Here is a 26754-nt window from a genome sequence, read left to right on the forward strand (position 1 = left end):
CGGCCGGCTTCTGGCCAACCGCTGTAATCGCTACGCCGGCTATTGTGCGCCAGACACCCCTTTCAGTTCAAACTTTCAAGGCATCCAGCACTTGCAAGGCCTGGCGCGTGGCCTTCACGTCATGCACGCGAATGATGCGCGCGCCGCGCCGCGCCGACTCCAGCGCCACTGCCACGCTGGCGCCCAGCCGCTCCGCCGGTGTCGCTTCGCCAGTGATCGCGCCCAGCATGGATTTGCGGCTCAAACCCACCAGTAACGGCGCGCCGGCGGCGCGTTCAATCTCCGGCAGTCCGCGCAGCAAGGCCAGATTGTGTTCCAGCGTCTTGCCGAAACCAAAGCCGGGGTCAACCAGCAGCCTGCCGCGGGCGATGCCAACATCCAGACAAAGCTGGACACGGCGCGCCAGATAGCCGGCCACTTCAGCCACCACGTCCGCGTATTCCGGCCGATCCTGCATCGTGTCCGGGTTGCCCTGCTTGTGCATCAGACAAATTGCGGCATCCGAAGCCGCCACCAACTCCAACGCGCCCGCGTCTTCCAACGCAGACACATCGTTGACCAGATCCACCGCGCCCATGGCCAGCGCCTCGCGCATGACCACAGTGCGCCGCGTGTCCAGCGACAGCGGCGCGCCTAGCTCTCGCAAACGCTCCAACACCGGCAGCACCCGCTCCATTTCCTGTTCAGGGGTGACATGAGGCGCGTTCGGTCGTGTCGATTCGCCGCCGATATCGAGAATGGCCGCGCCGTCCGCCAGCATTTGCTCGGAGTGGCTCAGCGCCTGGTCCAAGGCGTTGAAACGCCCGCCGTCGGAAAAGGAGTCCGGGGTGACGTTCAGAATGCCCATCACCAGGGGACGGGACAGATCGAGCGTGAAGCGCCCGCATTGCAAAGAGGGTTTCATGATCTGAACTACACTCATGGATGGAGGGGTGTTGTCGCAAAAAAGCCGGGCAAGCCTGTCAAGGCTTGCCCGGCTTGATGACCGAGGGACTCAGACTTCCTGGGCCGGATCGGCGGTCGGCTCGGCGGCCGGCGGCGTCGGTTTGTCTTCCTGCGGCTTGGTCGCGAAACCAGCGCCAGGCTTGGGCGGACGCGGCGGCTTGCCGTCCATCAGGTCGTTGATCTGATCCGCATCGATGGTTTCCCATTCCAGCAGCGCGGCGGTCATCGCCTCGACTTTGTCGCGGTTCTCTTCCAGCAAGCGGCGCGCCAGCGCGTATTGCTCGTCGATAATGCGGCGAATTTCAGCGTCCACCTGCTGCATGGTGGCTTCAGACAGATTTTTGTGGGTAGTGATGGAGCGGCCGAGGAAGACTTCGCCCTCGTTCTCGCCGTACACCATCGGGCCCAGCTTGTCGCTCATGCCGTAGCGGGTCACCATGTCGCGCGCCATTTGCGTGGCGCGCTCGAAGTCGTTGGAAGCGCCGGTGGTCATCTGATTCATGAACAGCTCTTCCGCGATGCGGCCGCCGAACAAGATGGCGATGCGGTCCAGCAGATAACCTCGGTCATAGGCGAAGCGGTCCTGCTCCGGCAACTGCATGGTCACGCCCAGCGCGCGGCCGCGCGGGATGATGGTGACCTTGTGCACCGGGTCCGCCTTGGGCAAGAGCTTGGCGACGACGGCGTGGCCGGACTCGTGGTAAGCGGTGTTGCGCTTCTCTTCGTCGGTCATCACCATGCTGCGGCGCTCTGCGCCCATCATGATCTTGTCCTTGGCGGACTCGAGGTCCTCCATGTCCACCAGGCGCTTGTTGCGACGCGCTGCGAACAAGGCGGCTTCGTTGATCAGGTTGGCGAGGTCGGCGCCGGAGAAACCCGGCGTGCCGCGCGCGATCACCTCGGCATTGACGTCGGCGGCAATCGGCACCTTGCGCATGTGCACGCCCAGAATCTGTTCACGGCCGCGGATATCGGGCAGCGGAACCACCACCTGACGGTCGAAACGGCCCGGACGCTGCAGCGCAGGGTCCAGCACGTCCGGACGGTTGGTCGCGGCGATCACGATCACGGTGGAATTGGTGTCGAAACCGTCCATTTCCACCAGAAGCTGGTTCAGCGTCTGTTCACGCTCGTCGTTGCCGCCGCCCAGACCGGCGCCGCGTTGGCGACCAACCGCGTCGATCTCGTCGATGAAGATGATGCACGGCGAGTTCTTCTTGGCCTGCTCGAACATGTCGCGCACGCGAGCCGCGCCCACGCCGACGAACATTTCAACGAAATCGGAACCGGAAATGCTGAAGAACGGCACCTTGGCTTCGCCGGCGATGGCCTTGGCCAGCAAGGTCTTGCCGGTACCAGGCGAGCCGGCCAGCAAGATGCCGCGCGGAATGCGGCCGCCCAAGCTCTGGTAGCGGGAAGGGTCACGCAGATAATCGACGATCTCCTTCACTTCTTCCTTAGCCTCGTCGCAACCGGCGACGTCAGCGAAAGTAACGGTATTGGCGTCCTGATCCAACATTCTGGCCTTGCTCTTGCCGAAGGAGAACGCGCCGCCCTTGCCGCCCCCCTGCATCTGGCGCATGAAGAACACCCATACGCCTATCAGCAGCAGCATCGGGAACCAGCTGATGAAAATATTCATCAGCATCGACGGTTCCTCTTCCGGCTTGGCGGAGAAACGAACGTTGTTCTTGATCAGGTCGTCGACCAGTTGCGGGTCGTAAGGCGCGTAGGTGCTGAACGCGGAGCCGTCGGTCAGCTTGCCTTTCAGCCATTGCCCGCGCAGCGGGTGGCCTTCTATGGCCAGGGACTGGACCTTGCCGGACTCGACATCGCTGATGAACTGCGAATATTCAAGCTGATTCTGGGTATCCTGACGCTTGTTGAACTGATTGAATACCGTCATCAGTACCAAACCGATGATGACCCATATCGCGATGTTTTTGCCGATATTGTTCACGAGTAGCGGACTCCTCTGTGCCCTGACTTTTTGGTTGCTTGTCTAGATATTTGCTTTGATTGTACGCCGCGAGCCACTTTATGTCAGCGTCGGCCTTTGCCCAGCAGGTAAATTTCGCTGGAACGGTCGCGCGACGCTTTCGGCTTGCGGGTGACTACCTCGTCGAACAGCTCGCGCATGGACTTGAGATAGGCTTGGAAATCGCTGCCCTGGAACACTTTGACGAGAAAATGGCCGCCAGGTTTCAAATGATCTCGCGCAAATTCCAACGCCAGCTCGCACAACAGAAAACTTCTGGCCTGGTCAATGGCGCTCATGCCTGACATATTGGGCGCCATATCGGAAATTACAAGGTCCAATTCGCGGCCGCCGAGCAATTGCACGAATTGCGCCAGCACTTCTTCCTCGCGGAAGTCGCCCTGGATGAAGTCGACGCCGGGCACCGGGTCCATGTCCAGAATGTCGAGCGCGAACACCTTGCCGCTGTCGCCGACGATGCGCGCCGCCACCTGCGACCAACTGCCGGGGGTGGACCCCAGATCGGCCAATACCGTGCCGGGACGGATCAGCTTGTCCTTGTCGTTGATTTCCAGCAGCTTGTAAGCGGCCCGCGCGCGGTAGCCGTCTTTCTGCGCTTGGTTGACATAGGGATCGTTGACGTGTTCCTGCAACCAGTGGTTGCTGCTCTTGCTTCTAGCCATTGCGCTGTGCTCTTAAAAAGGTGGGCAACAGGTCAGCCGCGCTATCCTGTTGTTTTTCATTTATTTTAGGTCCGGACTTTGGGAAAGCGTCCAACTCGAGTAGAATCGGCTTTTGCTTTGTAAATCCGTATTTCTCATGAAAATTGAACTCAAGCCGTTCCAGCGCAAGTATCTGCAGGGACTGGCGCACGACCTCAACCCGGTGGTGATGATAGGCAACAACGGCCTGACCGAAGCGGTGATCCGCGAAATCGCCATCAATCTGGACGCACACGAACTGATCAAGGTCCGCGTGCAGGGCGACGACCGCGAAGCGCGCGTCGCCATGTTCGAGCAGATCTGCGAAGACCTGGGCGCCGCCCCGGTCCAGCACATCGGCAAGTTGCTGGTGCTGTGGCGTCCAAGCGATAAACAACGCATCATTCTGCCCAAGAACAAGCAGGCGCTGAAAGGCTGAACGCCGTTCACGGCGATCGCGCTTGAAGAAAAGCGGTGGCATGCCACCGCTTTTGTTTTGTCCGCTCCAAACGGGATATTCACGAACCGTGAACGGCGCCTTAGAACGTGTCCAAGATCTCGCGAGCAAGAGCGAGACAAGGCGAAAACGAGCGAAAAAGCGGAATGGTCAAGTGGCACATCAGCATTTCGAAGCGGTACTCACCGTGCAACCTCTCACAACGCGCAGCAGATCGTGAACAGGTTCTTAGTCGTTGCGCCAGACGTAAACCAAACCCATCAAGCTCTGCATCAGATAGATCAGGCTGGAAATCGCATGCCAGGTGGCGAAGCCGCCGCCGAACAGGCCTTCGGCCGCATGATTCATCTGCGCTTTGAGGTTGGCGATGATGGGAGTGACGGCGAAATGATTGATCAGCGTGCAGGCCAGCATGCCCATCACCAGCCAGAAGCCGCTTTCCTTGACCCCGGCCGCGCCGTTGCGGCGGATATGGTCCACCAGCAGAATCGCCCCGCACACCAGCCCTACCCAGGCGATGCTGGCGAACAGCTTACCAGCCACCATGCCGGCGGTGACCCGGTCCAGCATGGCGAACAGCACCGGCGCCACGATGATGCCGATTACCCATAAGCCGCCAATCCAGAACGTCTTGGCGATGGAACGCAATCCATCCATGTCTCAGTCCCTCTCCCACGCCGCGCCGCGCGCGGACCGTCCGGCCCGCTCGTCGGCGGGACTCAGATGTATTTGACGTCGAGCACTTCGTATTCGCGGATGCCGCCCGGAGCCACCACCTCGGCCACGTCGCCGGCTTCCTTGCCGATCAGCGCGCGCGCGATCGGGGAGTTCACCGACACCTTGCATACCTTGATATCGGCCTCGTCGTCGCCAACGATCTGGTAGGTGACGTTTTCCTCCGTCTCCAGGTCCATCAGTTCGACGGTGGCGCCGAACACCACGCGGCCGTCGGCGTCCAGTTCAGCCGGGTTCACGATCAGCGCGTTGGAAATCTTGCCTTCCAGTTCGGCGATGCGGCCTTCGACAAAACCCTGACGCTCCTTGGCGGCGTCGTATTCGGCGTTCTCGGACAGGTCGCCATGCGAGCGAGCCTCGGCAATCGCCTCGATCACTGCCGGACGTTCCACGCTCTTGAGGCGTTGCAGCTCTTCTTTCAGCAGCTCGGCACCGCGCACGGTCAACGGGACTTTGATCATTTCAGAATTCTCTCCAGAGGCGGCATCCGCCTTCATCAAAAGCACAAGCCGCCGTACTGGACGGCGGCTTGAAGTAGCGGGTTATGGGAGGGATTGTAACGGCAAACCCCTCCCGCTTCCAAGCCCCCGCGTCAGGACTCAGCCCTGAATCTGGCTGTGCAGTTCCTGCACGCTGTAGACGTCGAACTCCTCGGCGTGGGCCATGCCCACGCACACCGCCTTGGCACCGGCCAGGGTGGTGTACTGCGGAATCCGCGCCTGCAAGGCCGAACGGCGGATGGAGTGACTGTCTTGAATCGCCTGGCGCTTTTCGTCGACGGTGTTGATCAGCAGATCGATTTCCGAGTTTTTGATCATGTCGACGATGTGCGGGCGGCCTTCATTAACCTTGTTGACCACCTGCACCACGATGCCAGCCGCGGACAAATGCTTGGCGGTGCCGCGCGTCGCGCAGACGCCAAAGCCTAACCGCTGCAGTTCGCGCGCCACTTCCACCGCGCCGTTCTTGTCGCTGTCGCGCACGGACAAGAACACCTTGCCGGTCTTGGGCAGACGGTCGCCTGCGCCCAGCTGGCCCTTCACATAGGCTTCGGCAAAGGTTTTGCCCACGCCCATCACCTCGCCGGTGGACTTCATTTCCGGCCCCAGGATGGTGTCCACGCCGGGGAACTTGATGAAGGGGAATACCGCTTCCTTCACCGCGTAGAACGGCGGAATCACCTCCTTGGTGAAGCCCTGCTCGTTGAGGCCGATGCCGGCCATCGCGCGCGCCGCGATCTTGGCCAGCGGCGCGGAAGTCACTTTGGAGACGAAGGGCACGGTGCGGCTGGCGCGCGGATTCACTTCCAGCACGTAGATGGTGTCGCCCTGAATGGCGAACTGCACGTTCATCAGGCCAACCACGTTCAAAGCGCGGGCCATGGCCACTGTCTGGCGGCGGATTTCATCCTGCACCGCCGGGAACAGGCTGTACGGCGGCAACGAGCAGGCGGAATCGCCGGAGTGAACCCCGGCCTGCTCCACGTGCTGCATGATGCCGCCGATCACCACGTTCTCGCCGTCGGACACGCAGTCGACGTCGACTTCGATGGCATCGTTGAGGAAGCGGTCCAGCAGCACCGGGCTGTCATTGGACACCTTCACCGCCTCGCGCATATAACGCTCCAGATCGGCCGGCTCGTGGACGATTTCCATCGCGCGGCCGCCCAGCACGTAGGACGGGCGCACCACCAGCGGATAGCCGATTTCCTCGGCCAGCTTCATCGCTTCGGCCGGCGCGCGCGCGGTGCGGTTGGGCGGCTGCTTCAGGCCCAGCTCGTGCAGCAGCTTCTGGAAGCGCTCGCGGTCCTCGGCGGCGTCGATCATATCCGGGGTGGTGCCGATGATGGGCACGCCGTTGGCTTCCAGCGCGCGCGCCAGTTTCAGCGGGGTCTGGCCGCCGTACTGGACGATGACGCCGAACGGTTTTTCGATACGGCAGATTTCCAGCACGTCTTCCAGCGTCAACGGTTCGAAGTACAGGCGGTCGGAGGTGTCGTAGTCGGTGGATACGGTTTCCGGGTTGCAATTGACCATGATGGTCTCGAAACCGGATTCGCGCAGCGCCAGCGCAGCGTGCACGCAGCAGTAGTCGAACTCGATGCCCTGACCGATGCGGTTCGGCCCGCCGCCCAGCACCATCACCTTCTTGCGGTCGGACGGGTTGGACTCGCACTCCTCCTCGTAGCTGGAGTACATATAGGCGGTGTTGGTGGCGAATTCGGCGGCGCAGGTGTCCACGCGCTTGTACACCGGGTGCAGGTTCAGGCTCCAGCGCTTGGCGCGCACCGCGGCCTGGTCCGAGCCCAAGAGCTCGCCCAGACGACGGTCGGAGAAGCCCTTGCGCTTCAAGCGGCGCAGTTCTGCGTAGTCCAGTTCTTCGATCTTGCGGCCGGCCAGCGCTTGCTCTTCGCCAATCAGGTCTTCGATCTGCGCCAGGAACCAGGGGTCGATCTTGCTGACCGCGTGGATATCGTCGCGGCTCATGCCGATGCGGAAAGCGTCGGCCACGTACAGGATGCGCTCCGGTCCCGGCGTGCCCAGTTCATGGCGGATAGCCGCTTCGTCGCTCGTGACCGGGTCGAAGCCGGCCAGGCCGGTTTCCAGGCCGCGCAGCGCTTTCTGCATCGATTCCTGCAAGGTGCGGCCCATCGCCATCACCTCGCCCACCGACTTCATCTGGGTGGTCAGGCGGTCGTCGGCCTGCGGGAATTTTTCAAAGGCGAAACGCGGAATCTTGGTGACCACGTAGTCGATGGACGGTTCGAAGGAGGCCGGGGTGGCGCCGCCGGTGATGTCGTTCTTCAATTCGTCCAGCGTGAAGCCCACCGCCAGCTTGGCGGCGATCTTGGCGATGGGGAAGCCGGTGGCCTTGGACGCCAAGGCCGAGGAACGGCTGACGCGCGGGTTCATTTCGATGACGATCATTTCGCCGGTGGCCGGATTGGTGGCGAACTGCACATTGGAGCCGCCGGTGTCCACGCCGATCTCGCGCAGCACCGCCAGGCTGGCGTTGCGCATGATCTGGTATTCCTTGTCGGTCAGCGTTTGCGCCGGCGCCACGGTGATGGAGTCGCCAGTGTGCACGCCCATCGGGTCGAAGTTCTCGATCGAGCAAATGATGATGCAGTTGTCGTTCTTGTCGCGCACCACCTCCATTTCGTACTCTTTCCAGCCCAGCACCGATTGTTCGATCAGCAGCTCATGGGTGGGAGAGGCTTCGAAACCACGCTCGCAGATGGCCAGGAATTCTTCGCGGTTGTAGGCGATGCCGCCGCCGGAACCGCCCATGGTGAAGGACGGGCGGATCAGTGTCGGGAAGCCCACCTTGGACTGCGCGTCCAGCGCCGCTTCCATGGTGTGGCAAACAAAGGACAGCGGGCAGGACAGGCCGATCTTGGCCATCGCTTCCTTGAAACGGCCGCGGTCTTCGGCCTTGTCGATGGCGTCCTCGGTGGCGCCGATCAGCTCCACCTTGTATTTTTCCAACACCCCGTTCTTGGCCAGGTCCAGCGCGCAGTTCAGCGCGGTCTGGCCGCCCATGGTCGGCAGGATGGCGTCCGGGCGCTCCTTGGCGATGATCTTTTCCACCACTTTCCAAGTGATGGGCTCGATGTAGGTGACATCGGCCATGTCCGGATCGGTCATGATGGTGGCCGGGTTGGAGTTCACCAGGATGACTTTGTAGCCCTCTTCGCGCAGGGCCTTGCACGCTTGCGCGCCGGAGTAGTCGAATTCGCAGGCCTGGCCGATGACGATGGGGCCGGCTCCGATGATCAGAATGCTTTTGAGGTCGCTACGCTTTGGCATGGTTCTACTCTTTATGATTGCATTTTGTTTGCCGCGAAGCCCGGACGCCTGGGGCGCCCAACCGCTTCACGGCGAATATTAAATCTCTGCGTTACAAGCTGGCCGCGGCCAGCTTGGCGCCGAAGCCGACGAACAGCGCGCCCACCGAGCCGCCCAGCGCCGCGCTCAACTTGCGACGCCGGCGGAAGGCCTGGGCCAGCCGGTGGCCGGCAACGATCAGCGCGGTCAGATACAGCGTGCTGCACGCTTCCACGATCAGCCCCAGCGCGACGAAGGTCAGCGCAGGATGCGGGTAAGCGGGATCAACGAATTGAACAAAGAAGGACACGAAAAACAGGATGGCCTTCGGATTCATCAAGCTGATCAGCAAGGCTTTGACAAAAGGATTTTCCTCTCCCACCAGCACCGACTTGGCCTCGGCCGCTTCGCCGCGGGCGGAGCGGCGCCAGGCCGTCAGCGCGCCGCGCAGCATATTGAAGCCCAGCCAGGCCAGATAGCCGCCGCCCAGATACTTGACCACGGCGAACAGCATCGGGTTGGCCTTCAGCAGACCGGCCGCGCCAGTCGCCGCCAGCGTCATCAGGATAAAGTCGCCGATGATGATACCGCCGGCGCCGGCAAAGCCGGCGCGCGTGCCGCGCTGCGCGGCCACCGACAGCACATACATGGAGTTGGGCCCCGGCAACAGCACAATGAGAACGGCGCCCAGCAGATAGGTGGTGAGATCGGTAATCCCCAGCATGTCCCCGCTCCCCGCTTAAACGCGTTCCGCCATCGAGGCGATGAAACGGTCGAACAGATAAGCGACGTCTTCCGGCCCCGGGCTGGCTTCCGGGTGGCCCTGGAAGGAGAAGGCCGGACGGTCGGTCAATGCGATGCCCTGCACCGTGCCGTCGAACAAGGAACGGTGAGTCACGCGCACGTTGGCCGGCAGGCTGGTTTCATCCACCTGGAAACCATGGTTCTGGCTGGTGATCATCACCCGGCCGCTGTCCAGGTCCTGCACCGGATGGTTGGCGCCGTGGTGGCCGAACTTCATCTTGGACGTCTTGCCGCCGCTAGCCAGGCCCAACAGTTGATGGCCGAGGCAAATGCCGAATACCGCGAGCTTGGCGTTCAGGATGTCCCGGATGGCGGCGATGGCGTAATCGCACGGTTCCGGATCGCCAGGGCCGTTGGACAGGAAGACGCCGTGCGGATTCAGCGCCAGCACCTCGGCGGCCGGGGTCTTGGCCGGCACCACCGTCAACTGACAGCCGCGTTCGGCCAGCATGCGCAGAATATTGTGCTTGACGCCGAAGTCGTAGGCGACCACGTGGAAGCGGGTAGACGACTGCACTTGATAGCCGGCGCCCAATGTCCACTCGCGCTCGGTCCAGGCGTACGGCTTGTCGCAGCTGACCACCTGGGCCAGATCCTGGCCGGCCATGGAGCCGAAGCCCCGCGCCAGTTCCAGCGCGCGCGCCTCATCGACATCCCCGGCCATGACGCAGCCCGCCTGGGCGCCCTTTTCGCGCAGGATGCGGGTCAGGCGGCGGGTATCGATGTCTGCGATGGCGACGACATTGTGCCGCTTCAGATAAGCGGACAAGGAATCTTCGGCGCGGAAGTTGCTGTGCAACAGCGGCAGATCGCGAATGATCAGGCCGGATGCAAAAACGGCGCGAGATTCGGTGTCTTCCGAATTCGCGCCGACGTTGCCGATATGGGGATAAGTCAGGGTGACGATCTGTTTGGTATAGGAGGGGTCGGTCAAAATCTCCTGATAGCCGGTGATGGCGGTATTGAACACCACCTCGCCCACCGTATGTCCGGCGGCCCCGGTAGCACTGCCCTTGAACACGGTGCCGTCGGCCAAGACAAGGATTGCGGGTACGGTTGACACAAGCTGCTCCTATTGCGTTTGCGGCGGGTAAGGAAAAACCGGCTGCGCCGGTTTGTTTGACCCCGTCCGCCCGCCTGGCCGCCTTGCTCGCGCAAGACCCTGGCCGCGACAGATGGGATCTGTCCCTACCCTTTTCGAATTGCTTTATGTGAAGAACGGGACTCGATGCCTGGCGCATCAGTCCCGTTTGGTTAAACCTTTCTATAGTAACGCCAGACAGGAAAAATCACAAGAAAATTCCATAAAATGACAAATGAACGGGCATCAAGCCCCGGGACGAATCTGCCATTGCACGCTGGTCGGTCCGCTCGGTTTACCCAGCATCAACATCAACGGCTTCAAGGCGTCGTATTTCTCCGGAGGGCTGTCGGCGCTGCCGCTCAGCGCGAAGGCCGCTCCCGGCTGCCACTGCCCCTGCCCGCTCAGATTCAGCGGCCCATCCAGCGTCGCCACGTTCAACGCCACGCCCGCGCCGGCGCCGTTGACGTCCATCTGGTAAGAGCCAAACGGAGACAATGGGCTCAACGGCGAGGCCGCGCCCAGCCAGCTGAGCTGGAGATTGCCGGCCAATTGGCCGCCCTTGCGGCTGAACTGGCCGACCTTGAGCTGCAGATCGCCGCCCAGCCGCGCCGCCTGCCAAGTCTTGGACAGATTCGCCAGCGCCGCCACCGGCAGCGTCAGGTTCACGCCGTTCACCTCCACGCCGCTCCAGCCCCATTCCAACTTGCCATCCTGGCCGTCGCTCTCCAGCAACCAGATCGCCCGGCCGGACAACAGGGCCTTGGGCTGGAAATTCCAGCCAATCCTGCTCATGGGCAACACCTCGCCCTTGTCCCCTACATAGACCAACTGCGTCTTGCCCTGCCACACCGTGCCTTGCGCGCCGCTGAACTGCCAGCGGTCGCCGGTGGCTCGCAACAGCGGCAACGACAGCAAGGTCGCCGGCAAGGCGGCGACCAGGCCGGTCAGAAACAACGCGCCCAATAGCGCGCCAATCAGAATCTTTCGTTTCATGCGCCGCCTCCGGCATGCGCCAGCAGCGCCTTGATATGCACTTGGCCCGGCATCGGCTGCGCCTCCGCCCTCACGCTGAGCACGCGCACCTGGTGCTGAGCCGCCAGCACGCCGGCCAACTTGACCCAGGCGTCGAACGCCATCGTCCCCTCCATCGCCACGCCGGACTCGCCCTCTGGGCTCAAGTGCCAGCCAGCCTCGGACAAGCCTTGGCTCTGCGCCACCTGACGAATCACCGGCAATAGCTCCTTGGCGGGCAGCGCCGCTTGCGCGGGCTGGCGCTTCAGTTGCTCTGCCTCGCGAGCCAAAGACTGCACATGGCTTAGTTCGGCTTGAAGGCGCGCCGCCGCGGCGCGGTTGCGCTCCACCGATTTGCCCGCCGGCTCCCAGACGCCGGCGTAGAGCACGCCGACGCCGAGCACGACGGCCATCGCCAGCAGCAGCCCTTGTTCCCGGCGGCTGCGCTGCCGCCAGTAGGCGACGAATTGTTCACGGTATTGCTTCATTTCAAGGCTCCCGGGACAAGCTGAGTTCTTTGGTCCCTTGCTGGGTGGCGGTCACGTCCAAGCGGATTTGCTTAGCCGCCAGTTGACTGCGCCAGCGCTGCAAGGTTTCCCCCGGCACGTCCGCCACTTGCAGCTTGAGCCGCCCGCCTTCGTAGCTAAGCGTGCGGGTCTGCAAATCGCGGCCGCTGAGCGCGGCCAGCGCGCCCATCAGTTCCAAGGCGTCGTCGCGAGCCGGCAGGCCGTGGCTCAGCCGCAGCTTGTCCACCGCCCGCGTCATTGCCAGCGCGCTGCTGCCCGGCATCGCCTGACCGCCTATCCAAGGTTTGGCGGCGGCGCGAATGTCGGCCGACAGGCTTTGTTTCTGCCAGGCGTACCAGCCGGCCTGACCCAGGGTCAACGCCAGCTGCGCCGCCAGCAAGCCGCCCAGCACCAGCCCGGTCCGTCTCAGCGCCGGCCCCCAGTCGCGCCAGCGGCGATTGACCGCCAATTCGCCGTTGGCGAAATCGAAAGCCTGTTGTGCCTGGCCATGCCGCCAATCATGCGCGGCCAATTGCTTGGGCTCGCCTTGCCACGCGGGCAGGCGCGAGCCGATCAGACCGGCCGCTTCAGCCCCGCACACAATCAGGCTGGCCGGCGGCAGCTGAGTCGCCAGCCGTGCAAACAACAGTTGCTCGGTGGTTTCGCCGCAATAGGGCAGCCAGGCCGCGCGCGTGGCGCTCAGCCGCAGCAGCCAGCCCTCGCTACCGCGCGCCACGCTCCAGCCGTCGCGCGCAGGCGACGGCAACAGGCTTTCCTCCGGCAGGATGCGGTCGCAGAGCCGCCCCGCGCTCTTGAGCATGGCCACGGCCCGGCGCACCGGAAACGCTTCGGTCACCGCCACTGCCCTGCTGCCATCCGGCAACTCCCCGCCAAGAGCGTAAAGATTGGCGGAGGGATCATTGATCAGCCCCTCCTCCAGAGCGAAACCCATCATCGCCGCCGTCGGCTGCTTGACCGCGGCCGGCAGCCGCGCCTGGGTGAACAGAGTGCGGCCGGCGGGCAGGATCAGTTCGCAACGATCGGCGCGCGGCCAGCCGGCCGGCGCGCTGTCGCCCTGAGCGCTCGGCTCGCCGCGCGCGCCCAGCAAGGCCCAGGGCAACCCCGGTTCGCTATCGGGCCAACCGGCCCGCAAATAGAGTCTAAGCGTTGTCATTCTGATTTCCGTTTCCCCTGGCCGGCGGCGGGCGGACCGCGCCGTCTTGCCGCCACAACGCCTTCACCACATTCATATTGCTGTAGATCAGCGCCCGCATTTCCAGCCGCGCCCGCTCCAACCGGGCCGAACTGTCCAGCATGAAGTAATTGGACGCCGCCCCGATATCGGTGTCGGCGACGATGCCCGGCGCCGGCAACCGCGCCTTGAAATCGTTGGCGTCCTTGTAGTAATTGACCTTGCGCTGGTTGAGCAAAACCAGCAGATTGCCGTCGCCCACGCCGGGCAACAGCGTTTTCATCACCGCCGGCGTGGCGGTATTGACGTTGATCTGGCTAACGTCCGCCGGCAAGGCCGCCACGTGCGGCAGCAGCTTGTCCAACACTTCAGGGGTGTAGCCCGGCAACCAGCGCAACATCTCCACGCGAAGCAGCGGATGGCCCGGCGCCGCCGCGCCCGGCTCCGGCGGCCGGCTCTCGCTCGCCGGCTGGCTGGCGTCCTCCGAATCCTTGCCGCCGCGCAACTGCCTGACCAGCGGTTCGGACAAGCGCGTGGGCAGACCCAGCGTGGTCAACAGCCGCTTGTAGAACACCAGCTGCCGCGCATTGGTCTGGCCGTTCTGCACCAGTGAATTCAGATTGAAGCGCCCCTGCAGATCGCTCAGTTGCCCGGCCACGGTCACGCCCTGCGCCTCGGTCTGCGGCAAAGGTTGCGCCCACAGCTGAGACAAGGCCACCACGCCGTTGCCGGCCGCGCCGTTGTTGAAACGCAGGATTTCCATCGCCCAGCCCAGGCCGGCGTCCGCCACCAGTCGCAGTTGGGCGCGATTGCGATCATTGTCCAGCTGGTGCCACCACAGGCCTTGCTGCCATAGCACCAGCGAGGCGGCGGTGGTAGCCAGCGCCACGATCAGCAAGGCCATGATCACCGCCATGCCGCGCTGCTTCCGGCTCCCCGACGCCCTCATGGCAGCGCCCATATCCGTTTCGCCCATTCATTGCCCGGCATGCGGATGCGCATTTCCAGCGCGCGCGGGCTGCGCGCCGAGCTGGCTTCTCGCGGCGGCCAGTTCTCCAGCCAGTTGCCGTCGTCCAACATCACGCGCCATCGCACCGCGGCGTCCTTGCCCAAAAGCACGTAGGCGGTCGGCGCCGCGCCCTGAGCGTCGCCCGCCGCCCAGCTGAGGCCTTGCGCGCCGGCATGGTAGCTGATGCGCTCCTGCCCGCCGGGATAGCGGGCGGAAAAACTCTGCAGGGTCAGCGTCTGTCCGTCGCCGTCGCTTTGCAGCAACAGTTGGCTACCGCCCAAGCTCGGCCCCTGCCCTTGCGTCGGCGCCGGCATCTGGCCGGTCAAATCGCCCTCCAGCCGCCGGAAGGCGCGCGCGGCGTCCACCCATTGCTCACTGGTCTGCATCAGCCGTTCGCGCGAGATCAGCAAGGAGCCGAACGCCTTGTAGCCGAGCACCGACAAGATGGCGAGCAAGCTCATCGCCACCAAAATCTCGATCAAGGTCATGCCGCCCTGCCGGCCGTCCCTCACGACCCGCCTCCAACATTCATGCGCAGGTAGCCGGTCATCTCGGCCAGCACATAACGGCCATCGCCCTGGGCCAACACCCGCACCACCACCTTGCGGAAATTGGGGTTGGGCGTCTGGCTGATCACGCGCTGCCAGCGCCAGCGCGCGCCGTCGTCGTCGTCCAATTCTCCAGCCTGCTCGCCCACGTCCGGCCATTCGCGGCGCGCCTGCATCAGCGCGATCATGTTCTGCGCCTCCCAGGCCGCCTGCATCCGGCGCTTCATGCCTTCGCCGTTGTCGGCGGCCAGACCGGTGGCTCGCAACAACGCGCCCAAGGCCACCGCGATGATGGCCAGCGCCACCAGCACTTCAAACAAGGTAAAGCCGCGCTCGCGCTTCATGAGCCTTCGTCCACCCGGCTGCGTCCCAACGGCGATAGGGTCACGGCCAAGCTGCGCGTCTCGGTCTTGATCTGCAAAGCCAGCGCGTTGGCGCGCCCGTCCTGCCACAAGAGCAGCGGCCGCCCCGCCGGCCAGGGTTGGCCGTCCAGCAACAGCGCGCCGCCGTGCACACCTTCCGGCCACAGCCGGTCCGCCAGCAATTCGTCGTTGGCGCCGCCCCAGTCCCCGTTGTCGCCGCGACGGCGGAAACCATAACCCTTGGCGTCCCACATCAGGGCCAGCGGATCCCCCATTTCGGCGGCGTCCGCCGCCTGCTCCAGCACCCGCGCCAATCGGTAGGCCTCATCCGAAGCCTGACGATGGGTATCCGGCCGCATGCTGAGCGTCACCGTGGTGGCCAGCACGCCGATGATCAGCATCACCACCATCACCTCAATCAGGGTAAAGCCGCGTGCCGGAAGGGAGGAGCTCATCAACGGCTCCGGCCTTACTTGACCGCGTCCCAGTTGCCGATGTCGGCGTCCACGCCCTCGCCGCCCGGCTCGCCGTCGGCACCGAAGCTCCAGATGTCGATCTCGCCGTGCGTGCCGGGGTTGGCGTACTGGTAGGGATTGCCCCACGGGTCCTTGGGCAGACGCTCCAGATAGCCGCCCGGCTTCCAGTTTTTCGGCTCCGGCGCCGAAGTCGGCTTTTGCACCAGCGCCTGCAGGCCTTGCTCGCTGCTGGGGTAGCGGCCGTTGTCCAGACGATACAATTTCAGGGCCTGGCTCAATGCGCCCAAGTCCTGCTTCGCGGCGACGGCGCGCGCCTCGTCCGGACGGCTCATCACCTTGGGCACCACCAACGCCGCGAGTACGCCGAGAATCACGATCACCACCATGATTTCGATCAGGGTGAAGCCTCGCTGGGCCGCTTTGGAAAGGTGTCGCATATCTACTCCTACTACCGAGGTTTCAAAGGGTCAAAACAGGGAGGGGCCTTCGCCGGACAATTCCCAGACGCCGGCGGGTCCGGCATTGGCCGGCTTGAGCTGGCCCAGCTTTCTCAGCTCGCTCGCCGCCCAGCTCATATCGTATTGCCAGGTGTAGAACAACTCGGTGCCTTCCAGCTCGCGCCCGCGCGCCTGCCAGATGTGCTTGGCCACCGTCAGCCGGTCCGCCTTGCCGCCGTGCGCGGCCAGCGCTTCCAACACCCATTGCTGTAAAACTGCCTTGTGAGACATTGCCGTGCTTCTTTCCGCAAAAAATCAATGCACCATCTGGTTCATGTCGATGATGGGCATCATGATGGCCAGCACGATCAACAAGACCATGCCGCCCATGAACAGGATCAGCAGCGGCTCCATCAGGGTGGTGAAGGTGGCGAGTTTGCGCTCCACCTCCTGCTCCTGCTGCTGAGCGGCGCGGTCCAGCATATGGGCCAGCGTGCCGCTGGATTCGCCGCTGCCTATCAGATGGATCAGCACCGGCGGGAATTGACGGGTGGCGTGCAGCGCGCGCGACAGCGCCACGCCTTCTCTCACTTTGGCCATCGCCTCGCTGACCGCGTCCTGCATCGGCAGCAAGGTCATCAGGCCGCGCGCGGTTTCAAGCGCGGTCAGCAGCGGCACGCCGCTGCCCACCAGAATGGACAGCGTGCTGGCCATGCGCGCGGTGTTGAGCGCGCGCAGCAGACGGCCGAACACCGGCAGCTTCAACAGCTTGGCGTGGAAGCGCCGCTTCAGCGCTGGCGCGCGCAAGGCGCGCACCGTCAGAAAGAGCGCGGCGACAATGCCCGCCAGCAGCGCAACGCCCCACTGCCGCAGAAAATCGCTGGCGGCCACCAGCGCCCGGGTCAGGAAAGGCAAGGTCTGCTTGGTCTGCGCGAACACGCTGACCACTTGCGGCACCACATAGCTCATCAAGCCGGCCACCACCAGAATGGCCACCACGGTGACCACGGCGGGATAGGCCATCGCCAGCATCACTTTTTGCTGGGTGTTCTGGCGCTTGTCCAAGTATTCGGCCAAGCGCGCCATCACCGTGTCGAGATGACCGGATTGCTCGCCGGCCTGCACCAGTGAACGATACAAGGGGAAGAACACGCCCGGCGCGGCGGACAGCGCCTGGGCGAAGCTCTTGCCTTCCAGAATGTCGCTGCGTAAAGCGGCCAGCACGGTGCGGCTGCGCGGGTGCTCGCACTGTTCGGTCACCGCGGTCAGCGCTTTTTCCAAGGGCAGCCCGGCGTTGAGCAGGGTGGACAGCTGTTCGGTGATCATCACCAGCTCGGCGCGCGGCAAGCCGCGGCGCAGAGCGGAACTGCCGGCGTCCCCGTTCTTGGCGCTGACGCTTTCCACCTCCAGCGGCAGCAGGCCGCGTTCGCGAAGCTGGCTGCGCGCGGCGCGCGCGGAGTCCGCCTCCAGCAAGCCCTTTTGCTCCTTGCCGGCGGGGTCGAAAGCGGTAAAGCGGAAGGCGGCCATCAGTTCCTCGTCACCCGCATGATTTCTTCCAGCGAGGTTTCGCCGGCCTTGACCCAACGCAGGCCATCGTCGCGCAGCGAGCGCATGCCGTGGCGGGCGGCGTAGTCGCGCATTTTCTGCTCGGAAGCGCGATCATGGATCAAACGCTGCAACTGATCGTCGACCAAGAGCAGTTCATAAACGCCGTAGCGCCCCTTGTAGCCGGAATGGCCGCAGCTTGGACACCCCGCAGGCCGGTAATGCGGCGTGTCCTCCGAACCTTCCAGCGGCACCGGATGCGGCGCCTTGCAGTGCGGGCACAGCCGGCGCACCAGCCGTTGCGCCATCACGCCCAGCAGGCTGGACGCCAAAAGGAAGGGCTCAACGCCCATGTCCACCAGCCGCGTCACCGCCGAGGCCGCGTCGTTGGTGTGCAGCGTGGCCAACACCAGGTGACCGGTCAGCGAGGCCTGCACCGCGATCTGCGCGGTTTCCAGATCGCGAATCTCCCCTATCATCACCACGTCCGGATCCTGGCGCAGAATCGCGCGCAGCGCCTTGGCGAAACTCATGTCAATGCGCGGGTTGACCTGGGTCTGGCCGACGCCGTCCAGGTGGTACTCCACCGGGTCCTCCACCGTCATGATGTTGGTATGGCGCGCGTCCAGCCGCGACAAAGCCGCGTACAGCGTGGTGGTCTTGCCCGAACCGGTGGGGCCGGTGACCAACAGGATGCCGTGCGGCTGGCGGATCACCTTGTCCACCGCCTGCAAGGTGTCCGCCGCCATGCCCAGCGTGGCCAGATCCAGGCGGGCGTTTTCCTTGTCCAGCAGACGCAGCACCACGCGCTCGCCGTGACTGGTGGGCAGCGTGGATACCCGCACGTCCACCGGGCGGCCGCCCAGGCGCAGCGAGATGCGGCCATCCTGCGGAATGCGTTTTTCGGCGATATCGAGGTTGGCCATGATCTTGATCCGCGACACCATGGCCGCATGCAGCGCGCGGTGCGGGCTGACCACGTCGCGCAGCGAGCCGTCCAGGCGGAAACGCACCACCGAGCGGTCTTCGAAAGCCTCGATATGGATGTCCGAGGCGCCGTCGCGCAGCGCCTGGGTCAGCAAGGCGTTGATCATGCGGATGATGGGCGCGTCGCCCTCGCTTTCCAGCAGATCCTCCACCGTCGGCAAGGACTCCACCATCTGGGTCAGGTCCAAATCCTGACCGATGTCGTCCACCACCTCGGCCGCCGCGCCGTCGCGGTTGGCGTAATGCTCGGACAGCCGCTTGTCGAACAAGGCGGCCTCCAGCGTCTCCACGCTGGCCAGCCCCTGGCCATGCAGGCGCAACACTTCGGCCCAGGCCTCGGGCCGGCTGTCTTCGCGCAGCAGCAGATGCCGGCCGCTTTCCCCGTCCAGCAGGATGACGCCGTTGGCGCGCGCGAACGGAAAGCCCAGCGCCGGCGACAGCTTGGGCTTGTTCATTTTGGCTGCGCTTTCAGGCTCTGTTCCAGCGTCGAGCGGATGCCACTCTCCGGCAGGGACTTCAGCGCCGAATCCAGGTTCATCTGCAGTTTTTCCTTCTCCGCCTTATGGCCTTCGCCAATGATGTAGTTGTAGCGATCGGTGGCGATGGAACGCGCGCCCAGATCGTCGCGGACGATGGTGGGCTTGATGAAAATCATCAGATTGGTCTTTTCGCGCTTCTTGTTGCTGTAGCGGAACAAGGCGCCCAGCCATGGGATGTCGCCCAGCAGCGGCACCTTGCTTTCATTGTCGCTGACCACTTCCTGCAGCAAGCCGCCGATGGCGATGATGCCGCCGTCGTCGACATTGGCGATGGTTTCTATCATCCGCTTGTTGGTGGTAGGACCCTGCGGGTTTTTATCGGTGCCCGGCACGATGGTGGACGCTTCCTGCAAAATCTTCATGCGGATGGAGCCGCCTTCGGAAATCTGAGGCGTGATTTCCAGATTGAAACCAATGGTCTTGCGGTCATAGGTCTGGAAGGGGTTGACCGAGCCATTGCTATTGCTGCCGGTATTGCTGTATTGGCCGGTCAGGATAGGCACTTCCTGACCAATCTGGATCTTGGCCTTCTCATTGTCCATCGCCATCAGGGACGGACTGGACACGATGTTGCCGCCCATTTCCGTCTCCATCGCCCGAGCCAGCGCGCCCATATTCAACACAGTGCCGATGCCAGGAATGTTGACGGTGCCCTTGACCCAGCCGATGTTGAGGCCGGCGGAGCCGGCCAGAGCGCCGAGAGGCGTGGCGGCGGCACCGGTACCGCCGGCCAGCGCCCCGCCGGACAGGCCGATGATTCCCGGATTGGAGGTGCCGGGGAAGTTGGTTCCGCCGAAAACCCCGGCACCGTTGCCGTTGAGCGCGCCCAGCGCCTGCCACTGCACGCCCAGCTCCATCACCCGCTGCGCGGCCACTTCCACCACCAGCGCTTCCACCATCACTTGTGCTCGGCGCTTGTCCAAGAGGTCAATGACATTGCGCAGATTCTGGTACATGGAATCCGGCACATTCAGAATCAGCGCGTTGTTGGTGGGGTCGGCCTGGATCATGGAACCGCCGCCTCCGGCCCCGCCGCCGCTACCGCTGCTGGACGCGCTGTCGCCTCCCACCGGACTGGCCGCCTGAGCGGCGCTGGCGGAGCCGCTGGACGAGGACGCGGAACCGCTGCCCGAACCGCTCTGATTCAACAGGCTGGAGCTGGAGCCGCCATTGGTACTCACCGCGGTGCGGCCCTGCAAGGGGCCGGCGTCGCCGGTCATCAGCGCGCGCAGCGTCTGCGCCACTTTGCCGGCCTCTGCGTTTTTCAGGTAGACCACGCGCACATTGGCGCCGGCCTGACTGGGCTGATCCAGGAGCTTTAACAGGCTTTTGATCTTGCCGATCTTGCCCGGGGTGTCGGCGCGCACCATCAGCACATTGGCGCGCGCGTCAGGAATGATGGTGGTCTTGCCGCCGTCGGCGCCGGCGCCGCTGTCCTGCAACAGCTTGTTCAGGCTGCCGGCCAATTCCACCGCGGAGCCGAACAGCACCGGGACCACCACGGTATCGCCGGCGGCCGCGCTTTCGATCGAGTCGATAATGGACTCGATGCGCTGGATATTGTCCGCGTAGTCGGTGACGATCAGCGCGTTGGACTGCGGATAGGCTGCAATCGTGTTGTTGGGCGACACGATGGGACGGATCACCGGCACCAGCTGATTCGCATTGCCGTATTTGAGCGTGAACACCTTGGTGATCAATCGATCGCCGTCGCCGCGCGGAATGTTCTTGCTGGCCTTGGCGTGCAGCTTGGCGTCGGCCTCCGGCACGATCTTGACCACGCCGCCGCCCTCCACCGCAGAGAAGCCCTGCAAACGCAAGGAAGACAACAGGATCTGATAGGACAAAGCACGCGGCACCGGCTTGCTGGACACGATGTTGACCGTGCCCTTCACTCGCGGGTCGATGATGAAGTTCTTGCCGGTGATCTCGCCTATCGCCTTGACCACGGTTTCGATGTCGGCGTTGACGAAGTTGAGCATCACTCCATCGTTCTGCGGGGTGGCGGCCAATGCGGCGTTGCAACCGTAGACCAGGGCCAGGATGGCGACGAGTTTGTGGATACGCATATTCAGTCTTCTTATTGGCGAACCATGCTGGCGGAATCCAGCCCAGGTTGCGGCGGGGTTTCAGGATTCACAGGGACCACGGCGGGGGGAGAAACGGGGGCCTGGGAAGGAGGAGAAATCGGCGGCGGCATCGTCGGCGGGATATTGCCGCCAACCACGGCCCCCGCGCCGGGCACGCGCTCAACCAAGGGTACAAACTGCTCGCTGCCACCGGAACGCATCAACACGCCGGAGGCGGTGATCTGGGCCAGCTCCCAGCCATCCGGCGTCGTTTTGCCCAGCAACAAGGCCACCGAACGGCCATTGTCGTCTATCACCGCGAAGCCGGGCGCGCCTGAAGCCTGCGGAGCGTACACGCCGATTAGCTTGACCGGCGGCAAAGCCGCGGCTTGTTGTGCCACCGGCTCGCCAAACCAGTGCGCCATCGCCACATTGGCGGCAGCGGACTGCGGCGCCGGCTCGCTTAAGCCTCGCCACTGCTTGGCGGCGGGGCCCAGCAACGGCGCGGCGACCGTACCCAGCCACACGGCGGCGCCGGCCAGCGCCAGCCAAGGCAAAGCAGCGACCAGACGTCCCAGCATCGCGGCCGACGGCAACAATCGCTTCCCCTTTTCACTCCAATGGACCACTTGCTTCATTGCATCCTGGCTTCTGTATTCATTCTTGAAATCTAAGCGCGGACCTTGCGGCCAGACTCAAGCAAACGCTCGCGTCTTGGTGGAATCGGCGAGGGTCTGGCTCAAGCATGGCTGTGAGTCATGCAGCGGATTATTTGCACGCCATCAGGATACGGTCAATCCAAAAAAAGACCGAATTGCATAGCCCGGCAATATTCAGGCGAATATCAGCGCGCCATGCGATTAATTCTTCTATTAAGGACTATTTTTTCGCCCGATTTCGCACACTGCCCGTAGCTAGGGGCGGAACAAACACTATGCGGCAAAATATTTTTAATGACAAACGGTTTTTGATATTGCAGCACAGCATCTCGCAACAAGGTCTTTTTCATTATCTCAAAGGCCGATTACAAACTCATGCAAGAATCGCTCTTGCGTCGGCCTGGCAACAAAAAACGCCGCGGAACCCGCGGCGTCTTCTTGGCCTCTCTCCCCGCCTCAGAACCAGGCTTCGTCCATCTCCAGCACGCTGTCCGCGCCTTCCACGATCGCGGCCGCCAAACCACCCGCCTGCGGCAGCAAGTGCTCGCCGTAGAAACGCGCAGTGGCCAGCTTGGCTTTGAAGAAGTCGTGATCCACATCGGCCTCGCCCAGCTTGGCCTGGGCGATCAGCGCCGCGCGCGCCATCTGCCAGCCGCCCAGGGTAATGCCCATCAGCTTGAGGAAGGGCACCGATCCGGCCGCCGCACGTTGCGGTTGCCCCGCGAAGGTGGCCAGGATGAAATCGACGCTGCGGCGCGCCTGCTTGACCGCCTCATCCAGATTGTCCGCCAGGCTGGTCAAGCCCGCCGCGCGCAGCTTGACCGCGCAACCGGCCGCCTCTTCCAGCAAGGCGCGGGCAGTGACGCCGCTCTCGCCGGCGGTCTTGCGGCCAATCAAGTCCAGCGCCTGAATGCCGGTGGTGCCTTCGTAGATGGCGGTGATGCGCGCGTCGCGGTAGTACTGCGCAACCCCGGTTTCCTCGATATATCCCATGCCACCGTGCACCTGCAGCGCCAGACTGGTGATTTCATTGGCCTGCTCCGTGTTCCAGCCCTTGACGATAGGGATCAGGAAATTGGCCAGAGCCTGATTGCGCGCTTTTTCGCTCGCCACCGGATGACGCGCGGCGCGGTCCAGCGCCGCCGCGGTATACAGGGCCAGCGCGCGCTGCGCTTCCACTTGGGCGCGCATGGTCAGCAGCATGCGGCGCACATCCGGGTGCTGAATAATGGCCACGCCGGTCGGATCGGACGAGCCCACGGCACGGCTCTGCACCCGATCGCGCGCGTACTCCACCGCCTTCTGGTAGGCGCGTTCCGATACCGCCAGACCTTCGATGCCCACGCCCAGGCGTGCGTGGTTCATCATGGTGAACATATAGTTCAGGCCCTTGTTGGCCTCGCCAACCAGATAACCGACCGCGCCGCCCTGATCTCCGAAGCTCATCACGGCGGTGGGACTGCCGTGGATGCCCAGCTTGTGCTCCAGCGATACGCAACGCACGTCGTTGCGCGCGCCCAGGCTACCGTCGGCATTCACCAGGAATTTGGGCACAATGAACAAGGAGATGCCCTTCACCCCGGCCGGCGCGTCCGGCAAGCGGGCCAACACCAGATGGACGATGTTGTCCGCCATATCGTGCTCGCCCCAGGTGATGAAGATTTTCTGGCCGCTGACGCGATAGCTGCCGTCGGCCTGCGGCATCGCCTTGCTGCGCACCTGAGCCAGATCTGAGCCGGCTTGCGGCTCGGTCAAATTCATGGTGCCGGTCCAGGCGCCGCTGGACATCGGGGGCAGATAGACGCTCTTGAGTTCGTCCGATGCGTGATGGTGAATGGCTTCGATCGCCCCCAAGGTCAGCAGCGGCGCCAGCGAGAAGGCCAAATTGGCGGAACACCACATCTCCTCGGCCGCCGTGGCCACCAGGGCCGGCATGCCCTGACCGCCGTAGGCCTCCGGCGCGCGCAGGCCCACCCAGCCGGACTCGACGTATTGCTGCCAGGCGTCTTTGAAGCCCGGTGCGGCGCTGACTTCGCCGTCGCGCCATTTCGCGCCCTGATCGCCTTGCTTGTTGATGGGAGCCAATACGCCCTCGGCAAACTTGGCGCCCTCTTCCAAAATGGCGTCCACCAGTTCCACCGAGCACTCGCCATAGCCCGGCAGGCCGCAAATGGCCGGAAGCTCGGCCAACTCGTTAAGCGCGAATTGGATGTCCTTGATCGGTGCTTGATAAATCATCGCCTTCTCCTCGTGTTTGGATGGCTGGGATGGCCTCCGCAGCCGGCAATCGGTTTCTATTCGCAGACATGAAAAAGCCGGCAAGCGCCGCACGGGTCCGGCCCGCATCGGGCCGATGACTGCGCGCGGGCGTTGCCGGCTGAATATTCTTGTTCCGGCGGCCATGCGGCGCGCCGAACCCCATCCACGCCGGCGAGAGGCTCGCGGCGCGGACGCGGGATTATTTGGACAACTCGGCCATCAACTCCGGAACAACAGTGAACAGATCGCCGACGATGCCGTAATCCGCCACTTGGAAGATAGGCGCTTCCTCGTCCTTGTTGATGGCGACGATCACCTTGGAATCCTTCATGCCGGCCAGGTGCTGGATGGCGCCGGAAATGCCGACTGCGAAGTACAGCTGCGGCGCCACGACCTTGCCCGTCTGACCCACTTGGTAGTCGTTTGGCGCGTAGCCGGCGTCCACCGCGGCGCGGGAAGCGCCAACGGCGGCGGAGAGCTTGTCCGCCAGCGGATCGATTACCGCCTTGAACTGCTCCTCCGAACCCAAGGCGCGGCCGCCGGAAACGATGACCTTGGCCGAGCCCAGTTCCGGACGATCGGACTTGGTCAGTTCCTGACCCACAAAGCTGGACAGCTGCGCGTCGGCGGCAGCGGCCACGGCTTCCACCGCGGCGGAGCCGCCCTGGCCCGCCGCGTCGAAGGCGGTGGTGCGCACGGTGATGACCTTGATCGGGTCTGCGGACTGCACGGTGGCCAGCACGTTGCCGGCGTAGATGGGCCGCACGAAGGTATCGGCGGACTCAATGGCGACGATCTCGGAGATCTGCGCCACGTCCAGCAGCGCGGCTACGCGCGGCAGCAGGTTTTTGCCGAAGGAAGACGCCGGCGCCAGTACGTGGCTGTAGCTCGTGGCCAGGCCGGACACCAGCACGCCCAGGTTCTCGGCCAGGCCGTGCGCGTAGTGCGCGGCATCCGCCAGCAGCACTTTGGCCACGCCCGCCACGCTCTTGGCGGCTTCTGCTGCTGCGGCGGCGTTGTGGCCGGCCACCAGCAGGTGCACTTCGCCCAGCTTGGCGGCGGCGGTAATGGTGTTCAGGGTGCCTGCTTTCAGGCTCTGGTTGTCGTGTTCAGCGATAACGAGAATGGCCATGGCTTACAGCACCTTTGCTTCGGTTTTCAGTTTGGCGACCAGCTCGGCGGCGTTGGCCACCTTGATGCCGGCGCTGCGCTTGGAAGGCTCCGCCACCTTCAACGTCTTCAGACGGGGAGCGGCGTCCACGCCCAGCTCCGCCGGCGTGGTCTTGTCCAGCGGCTTTTTCTTGGCCGCCATGATGTTGGGCAGCTTGATGAAACGCGGCTCGTTCAAGCGCAGGTCGGAAGTGACCACCGCAGGAAGGCGCAGCTTGACGGTTTCCAAACCGCCGTCGATCTCGCGGGTCACGTCCACGGTCTCCGCCGACAGTTCCACCTTGGAGGCGAAAGCGCCCTGGCCCCAGCCCAGCAGCGCGGACACCATCTGGCCGGTTTGGTTGGCGTCGTCGTCAATCGCCTGCTTGCCCACGATCAAGAGCTGCGGCTGTTCTTTTTCCGCCACGGCTTTCAGCAATTTGGCCACCGCCAGCGGCTGCAGCTCCACGTCGGTTTCCACCAGGATGGCGCGATCCGCGCCCATCGCCAGCGCGGTGCGCAGCGTCTCCTCGCATTGCTTCACGCCCAGCGACACCGCCACGATTTCACTGACCTTGCCGGCTTCCTTGAGGCGCACCGCCTCTTCCACCGCGATTTCGTCAAACGGGTTCATCGACATCTTGACGTTGGCGATATCCACGTCAGTGCCGTCGGCCTTGACCCGAACCTTCACGTTGTAATCCACAACGCGTTTCACAGCGACTAGAACTTTCATATTCCTCCAACAAACCTCTGGACATCTCTCAAAAGAAACCTGGAGCGGCTTATAGCTGCCGCCGCGCCGCCAAGCGCGGCCGTTTCAGAAATGCCGCCGTCTGGATTGATCGAACGCGGAAGCAGCAATTGCCGAAGCAAGCCTGATTATGCCCCAAGGACAAATTCAAACGAGCGTTTGGTTGATTTGTATTGCATACAGCGTGGCAAAAACGCAACTTATCGCCGATAGTACGTGATTTCTCGGCAATTTGCATTTCGGCCAAAAGCTGTCACAATGCACCGCAGCATTTTATCGTCATATCAAGTCAGGAGCGGTCATGACTGTTTGGTTTGAAGATCTTCAGCTCGGCGATTTCGCCGAATTCAGCAAGACCATCACCGAAGCCGACGTGCTGATGTTCGCCGCCGTATCCGGCGACAACAACCCGGTGCACATCAATCAGGAATACGCGGAACAAACGCCGTTCGAGACACGCATCGCGCACGGCATGCTGACCGCCAGCCTGATCTCCACCGTAGTGGGCACCCAATTGCCCGGCCACGGCACCATCTATCTATCGCAATCCACCCGTTTCAAAGCGCCGGTGCGCATCGGCGACACCGTGACCGCCCGCGCCACCGTGATAGAGCTGAACCCGGACAAACACTTCGTCAAATTGGCGACTCAATGCTCGGTCCGCGGCAAGGTGGTGCTGGAAGGCGAATCCTTGGTCAAGGCGCCCAGCAAACCCTGAGCT

General features: G+C 63.6%; 26 protein-coding genes. 2 read left to right on the forward strand and 24 right to left on the reverse strand.

All coding sequences use genetic code 11. From position 1 onward, the window contains the following. Positions 1-67 precede the first annotated feature (67 nt). From folP to rlmE, 3 genes are all read right to left on the reverse strand, one after another. Positions 68-904 carry a dihydropteroate synthase gene (gene folP, locus BR71_RS12725; RefSeq protein ID WP_043637859.1) on the reverse strand — a complete coding sequence of 279 codons (837 nt, stop codon included), beginning with the start codon at positions 902-904 and terminating at the stop codon, positions 68-70. Between the two features lie 90 nt (positions 905-994). Continuing rightward, positions 995-2905 (reverse strand): ATP-dependent zinc metalloprotease FtsH, encoded by a 1911-nt coding sequence (gene ftsH, locus BR71_RS12730; RefSeq protein ID WP_043637863.1) that lies wholly within the window; start codon positions 2903-2905, stop codon positions 995-997. Between the two features lie 83 nt (positions 2906-2988). Further along, positions 2989-3606 (reverse strand): 23S rRNA (uridine(2552)-2'-O)-methyltransferase RlmE, encoded by a 618-nt coding sequence (gene rlmE, locus BR71_RS12735; RefSeq protein ID WP_043591324.1) that lies wholly within the window; start codon positions 3604-3606, stop codon positions 2989-2991. A 136-nt stretch (positions 3607-3742) separates the two neighbouring features. Between rlmE and yhbY the strand changes: the two genes are divergently transcribed. After that, entirely contained in the window at positions 3743-4063 is a 321-nt protein-coding gene (gene yhbY, locus BR71_RS12740; RefSeq protein ID WP_019103533.1) for a ribosome assembly RNA-binding protein YhbY, read from the forward strand. Positions 4064-4309: 246 nt separating this feature from the next. Here the strand turns inward: yhbY and BR71_RS12745 are convergent, their stop codons facing one another. The 21 genes from BR71_RS12745 to BR71_RS12845 all read right to left on the reverse strand — a co-directional run bounded on the left by BR71_RS12745 (position 4310) and on the right by BR71_RS12845 (position 26015). After that, on the reverse strand, positions 4310-4738 hold the full coding sequence (locus BR71_RS12745) for a DUF4149 domain-containing protein (RefSeq protein ID WP_043637865.1): 429 nt from the start codon (positions 4736-4738) through the stop codon (positions 4310-4312). 62 nt (positions 4739-4800) lie between these two features. Then, positions 4801-5277, reverse strand: coding sequence for a transcription elongation factor GreA (gene greA / locus BR71_RS12750; RefSeq protein WP_019100916.1), 477 nt, complete (start codon positions 5275-5277; stop codon positions 4801-4803). A gap of 138 nt (positions 5278-5415) precedes the next feature. Continuing rightward, on the reverse strand, positions 5416-8625 hold the full coding sequence (gene carB / locus BR71_RS12755) for a carbamoyl-phosphate synthase large subunit (protein ID WP_019100915.1): 3210 nt from the start codon (positions 8623-8625) through the stop codon (positions 5416-5418). A 91-nt stretch (positions 8626-8716) separates the two neighbouring features. Continuing rightward, positions 8717-9367, reverse strand: a complete 651-nt coding sequence (gene leuE / locus BR71_RS12760; protein WP_019100914.1) for a leucine efflux protein LeuE — start codon at positions 9365-9367, stop codon at positions 8717-8719. 15 nt (positions 9368-9382) lie between these two features. Further along, positions 9383-10510 (reverse strand): glutamine-hydrolyzing carbamoyl-phosphate synthase small subunit, encoded by a 1128-nt coding sequence (carA, locus tag BR71_RS12765; protein WP_043637869.1) that lies wholly within the window; start codon positions 10508-10510, stop codon positions 9383-9385. Positions 10511-10774: 264 nt separating this feature from the next. After that, entirely contained in the window at positions 10775-11524 is a 750-nt protein-coding gene (locus tag BR71_RS12770) for a type II secretion system protein N (protein WP_043637871.1), read from the reverse strand. Next, positions 11521-12030, reverse strand: coding sequence for a type II secretion system protein GspM (gene gspM, locus BR71_RS22995; protein ID WP_019100911.1), 510 nt, complete (start codon positions 12028-12030; stop codon positions 11521-11523). The genes BR71_RS12770 and gspM overlap by 4 nt, the downstream gene beginning before the upstream one ends. Before the next feature lies 1 nt (position 12031). Continuing rightward, positions 12032-13222, reverse strand: a complete 1191-nt coding sequence (gene gspL / locus BR71_RS12780) for a type II secretion system protein GspL (RefSeq protein ID WP_081862647.1) — start codon at positions 13220-13222, stop codon at positions 12032-12034. Further along, positions 13209-14156 (reverse strand): type II secretion system minor pseudopilin GspK, encoded by a 948-nt coding sequence (gene gspK / locus BR71_RS12785; RefSeq protein ID WP_162179214.1) that lies wholly within the window; start codon positions 14154-14156, stop codon positions 13209-13211. The genes gspL and gspK overlap by 14 nt, the downstream gene beginning before the upstream one ends. A gap of 29 nt (positions 14157-14185) precedes the next feature. Continuing rightward, the gene (locus BR71_RS12790; protein ID WP_043637878.1) at positions 14186-14761 is read right to left on the reverse strand and encodes a type II secretion system protein GspJ; all 576 of its coding nucleotides are present in this window, start codon (positions 14759-14761) and stop codon (positions 14186-14188) included. After that, entirely contained in the window at positions 14758-15141 is a 384-nt protein-coding gene (gene gspI / locus BR71_RS12795) for a type II secretion system minor pseudopilin GspI (RefSeq protein ID WP_043637895.1), read from the reverse strand. Before gspI ends, BR71_RS12790 begins: the two co-directional genes overlap by 4 nt. After that, positions 15138-15614, reverse strand: a complete 477-nt coding sequence (locus BR71_RS12800) for a prepilin-type N-terminal cleavage/methylation domain-containing protein (protein ID WP_043637897.1) — start codon at positions 15612-15614, stop codon at positions 15138-15140. Before BR71_RS12800 ends, gspI begins: the two co-directional genes overlap by 4 nt. Before the next feature lie 14 nt (positions 15615-15628). Then, complete coding sequence (gspG, locus tag BR71_RS12805; protein ID WP_019100905.1) at positions 15629-16072, reverse strand: type II secretion system major pseudopilin GspG; 444 nt, start codon at positions 16070-16072, stop codon at positions 15629-15631. Between the two features lie 30 nt (positions 16073-16102). Continuing rightward, positions 16103-16363, reverse strand: coding sequence for a hypothetical protein (locus BR71_RS12810; RefSeq protein ID WP_019100904.1), 261 nt, complete (start codon positions 16361-16363; stop codon positions 16103-16105). Positions 16364-16387: 24 nt separating this feature from the next. Further along, on the reverse strand, positions 16388-17599 hold the full coding sequence (gene gspF / locus BR71_RS12815; RefSeq protein ID WP_043637899.1) for a type II secretion system inner membrane protein GspF: 1212 nt from the start codon (positions 17597-17599) through the stop codon (positions 16388-16390). Next, on the reverse strand, positions 17599-19059 hold the full coding sequence (gene gspE, locus BR71_RS12820) for a type II secretion system ATPase GspE (RefSeq protein WP_043637902.1): 1461 nt from the start codon (positions 19057-19059) through the stop codon (positions 17599-17601). Before gspE ends, gspF begins: the two co-directional genes overlap by 1 nt. Next, a complete protein-coding gene (gene gspD, locus BR71_RS12825) occupies positions 19056-21212 on the reverse strand; it encodes a type II secretion system secretin GspD (protein WP_043637905.1) in 2157 nt (718 codons plus the stop codon). The genes gspE and gspD overlap by 4 nt, the downstream gene beginning before the upstream one ends. Positions 21213-21223: 11 nt before the next feature. Continuing rightward, positions 21224-21811 (reverse strand): hypothetical protein, encoded by a 588-nt coding sequence (locus tag BR71_RS12830; RefSeq protein ID WP_162179215.1) that lies wholly within the window; start codon positions 21809-21811, stop codon positions 21224-21226. A 516-nt stretch (positions 21812-22327) separates the two neighbouring features. After that, positions 22328-24109 carry an acyl-CoA dehydrogenase C-terminal domain-containing protein gene (locus tag BR71_RS12835; RefSeq protein ID WP_043637909.1) on the reverse strand — a complete coding sequence of 594 codons (1782 nt, stop codon included), beginning with the start codon at positions 24107-24109 and terminating at the stop codon, positions 22328-22330. Positions 24110-24329: 220 nt separating this feature from the next. Then, complete coding sequence (locus BR71_RS12840) at positions 24330-25262, reverse strand: electron transfer flavoprotein subunit alpha/FixB family protein (RefSeq protein ID WP_043591345.1); 933 nt, start codon at positions 25260-25262, stop codon at positions 24330-24332. A 3-nt stretch (positions 25263-25265) separates the two neighbouring features. Then, complete coding sequence (locus BR71_RS12845) at positions 25266-26015, reverse strand: electron transfer flavoprotein subunit beta/FixA family protein (RefSeq protein ID WP_043637914.1); 750 nt, start codon at positions 26013-26015, stop codon at positions 25266-25268. Positions 26016-26334: 319 nt separating this feature from the next. Between BR71_RS12845 and BR71_RS12850 the strand changes: the two genes are divergently transcribed. Next, positions 26335-26751, forward strand: coding sequence for a MaoC family dehydratase (locus tag BR71_RS12850; RefSeq protein ID WP_019100896.1), 417 nt, complete (start codon positions 26335-26337; stop codon positions 26749-26751). Positions 26752-26754 lie beyond the last annotated feature (3 nt).

This window comes from Chromobacterium haemolyticum DSM 19808, assembly GCF_000711885.1.
In the GTDB taxonomy this organism is placed as follows: Bacteria; Pseudomonadota; Gammaproteobacteria; order Burkholderiales; family Chromobacteriaceae; genus Chromobacterium; species Chromobacterium haemolyticum.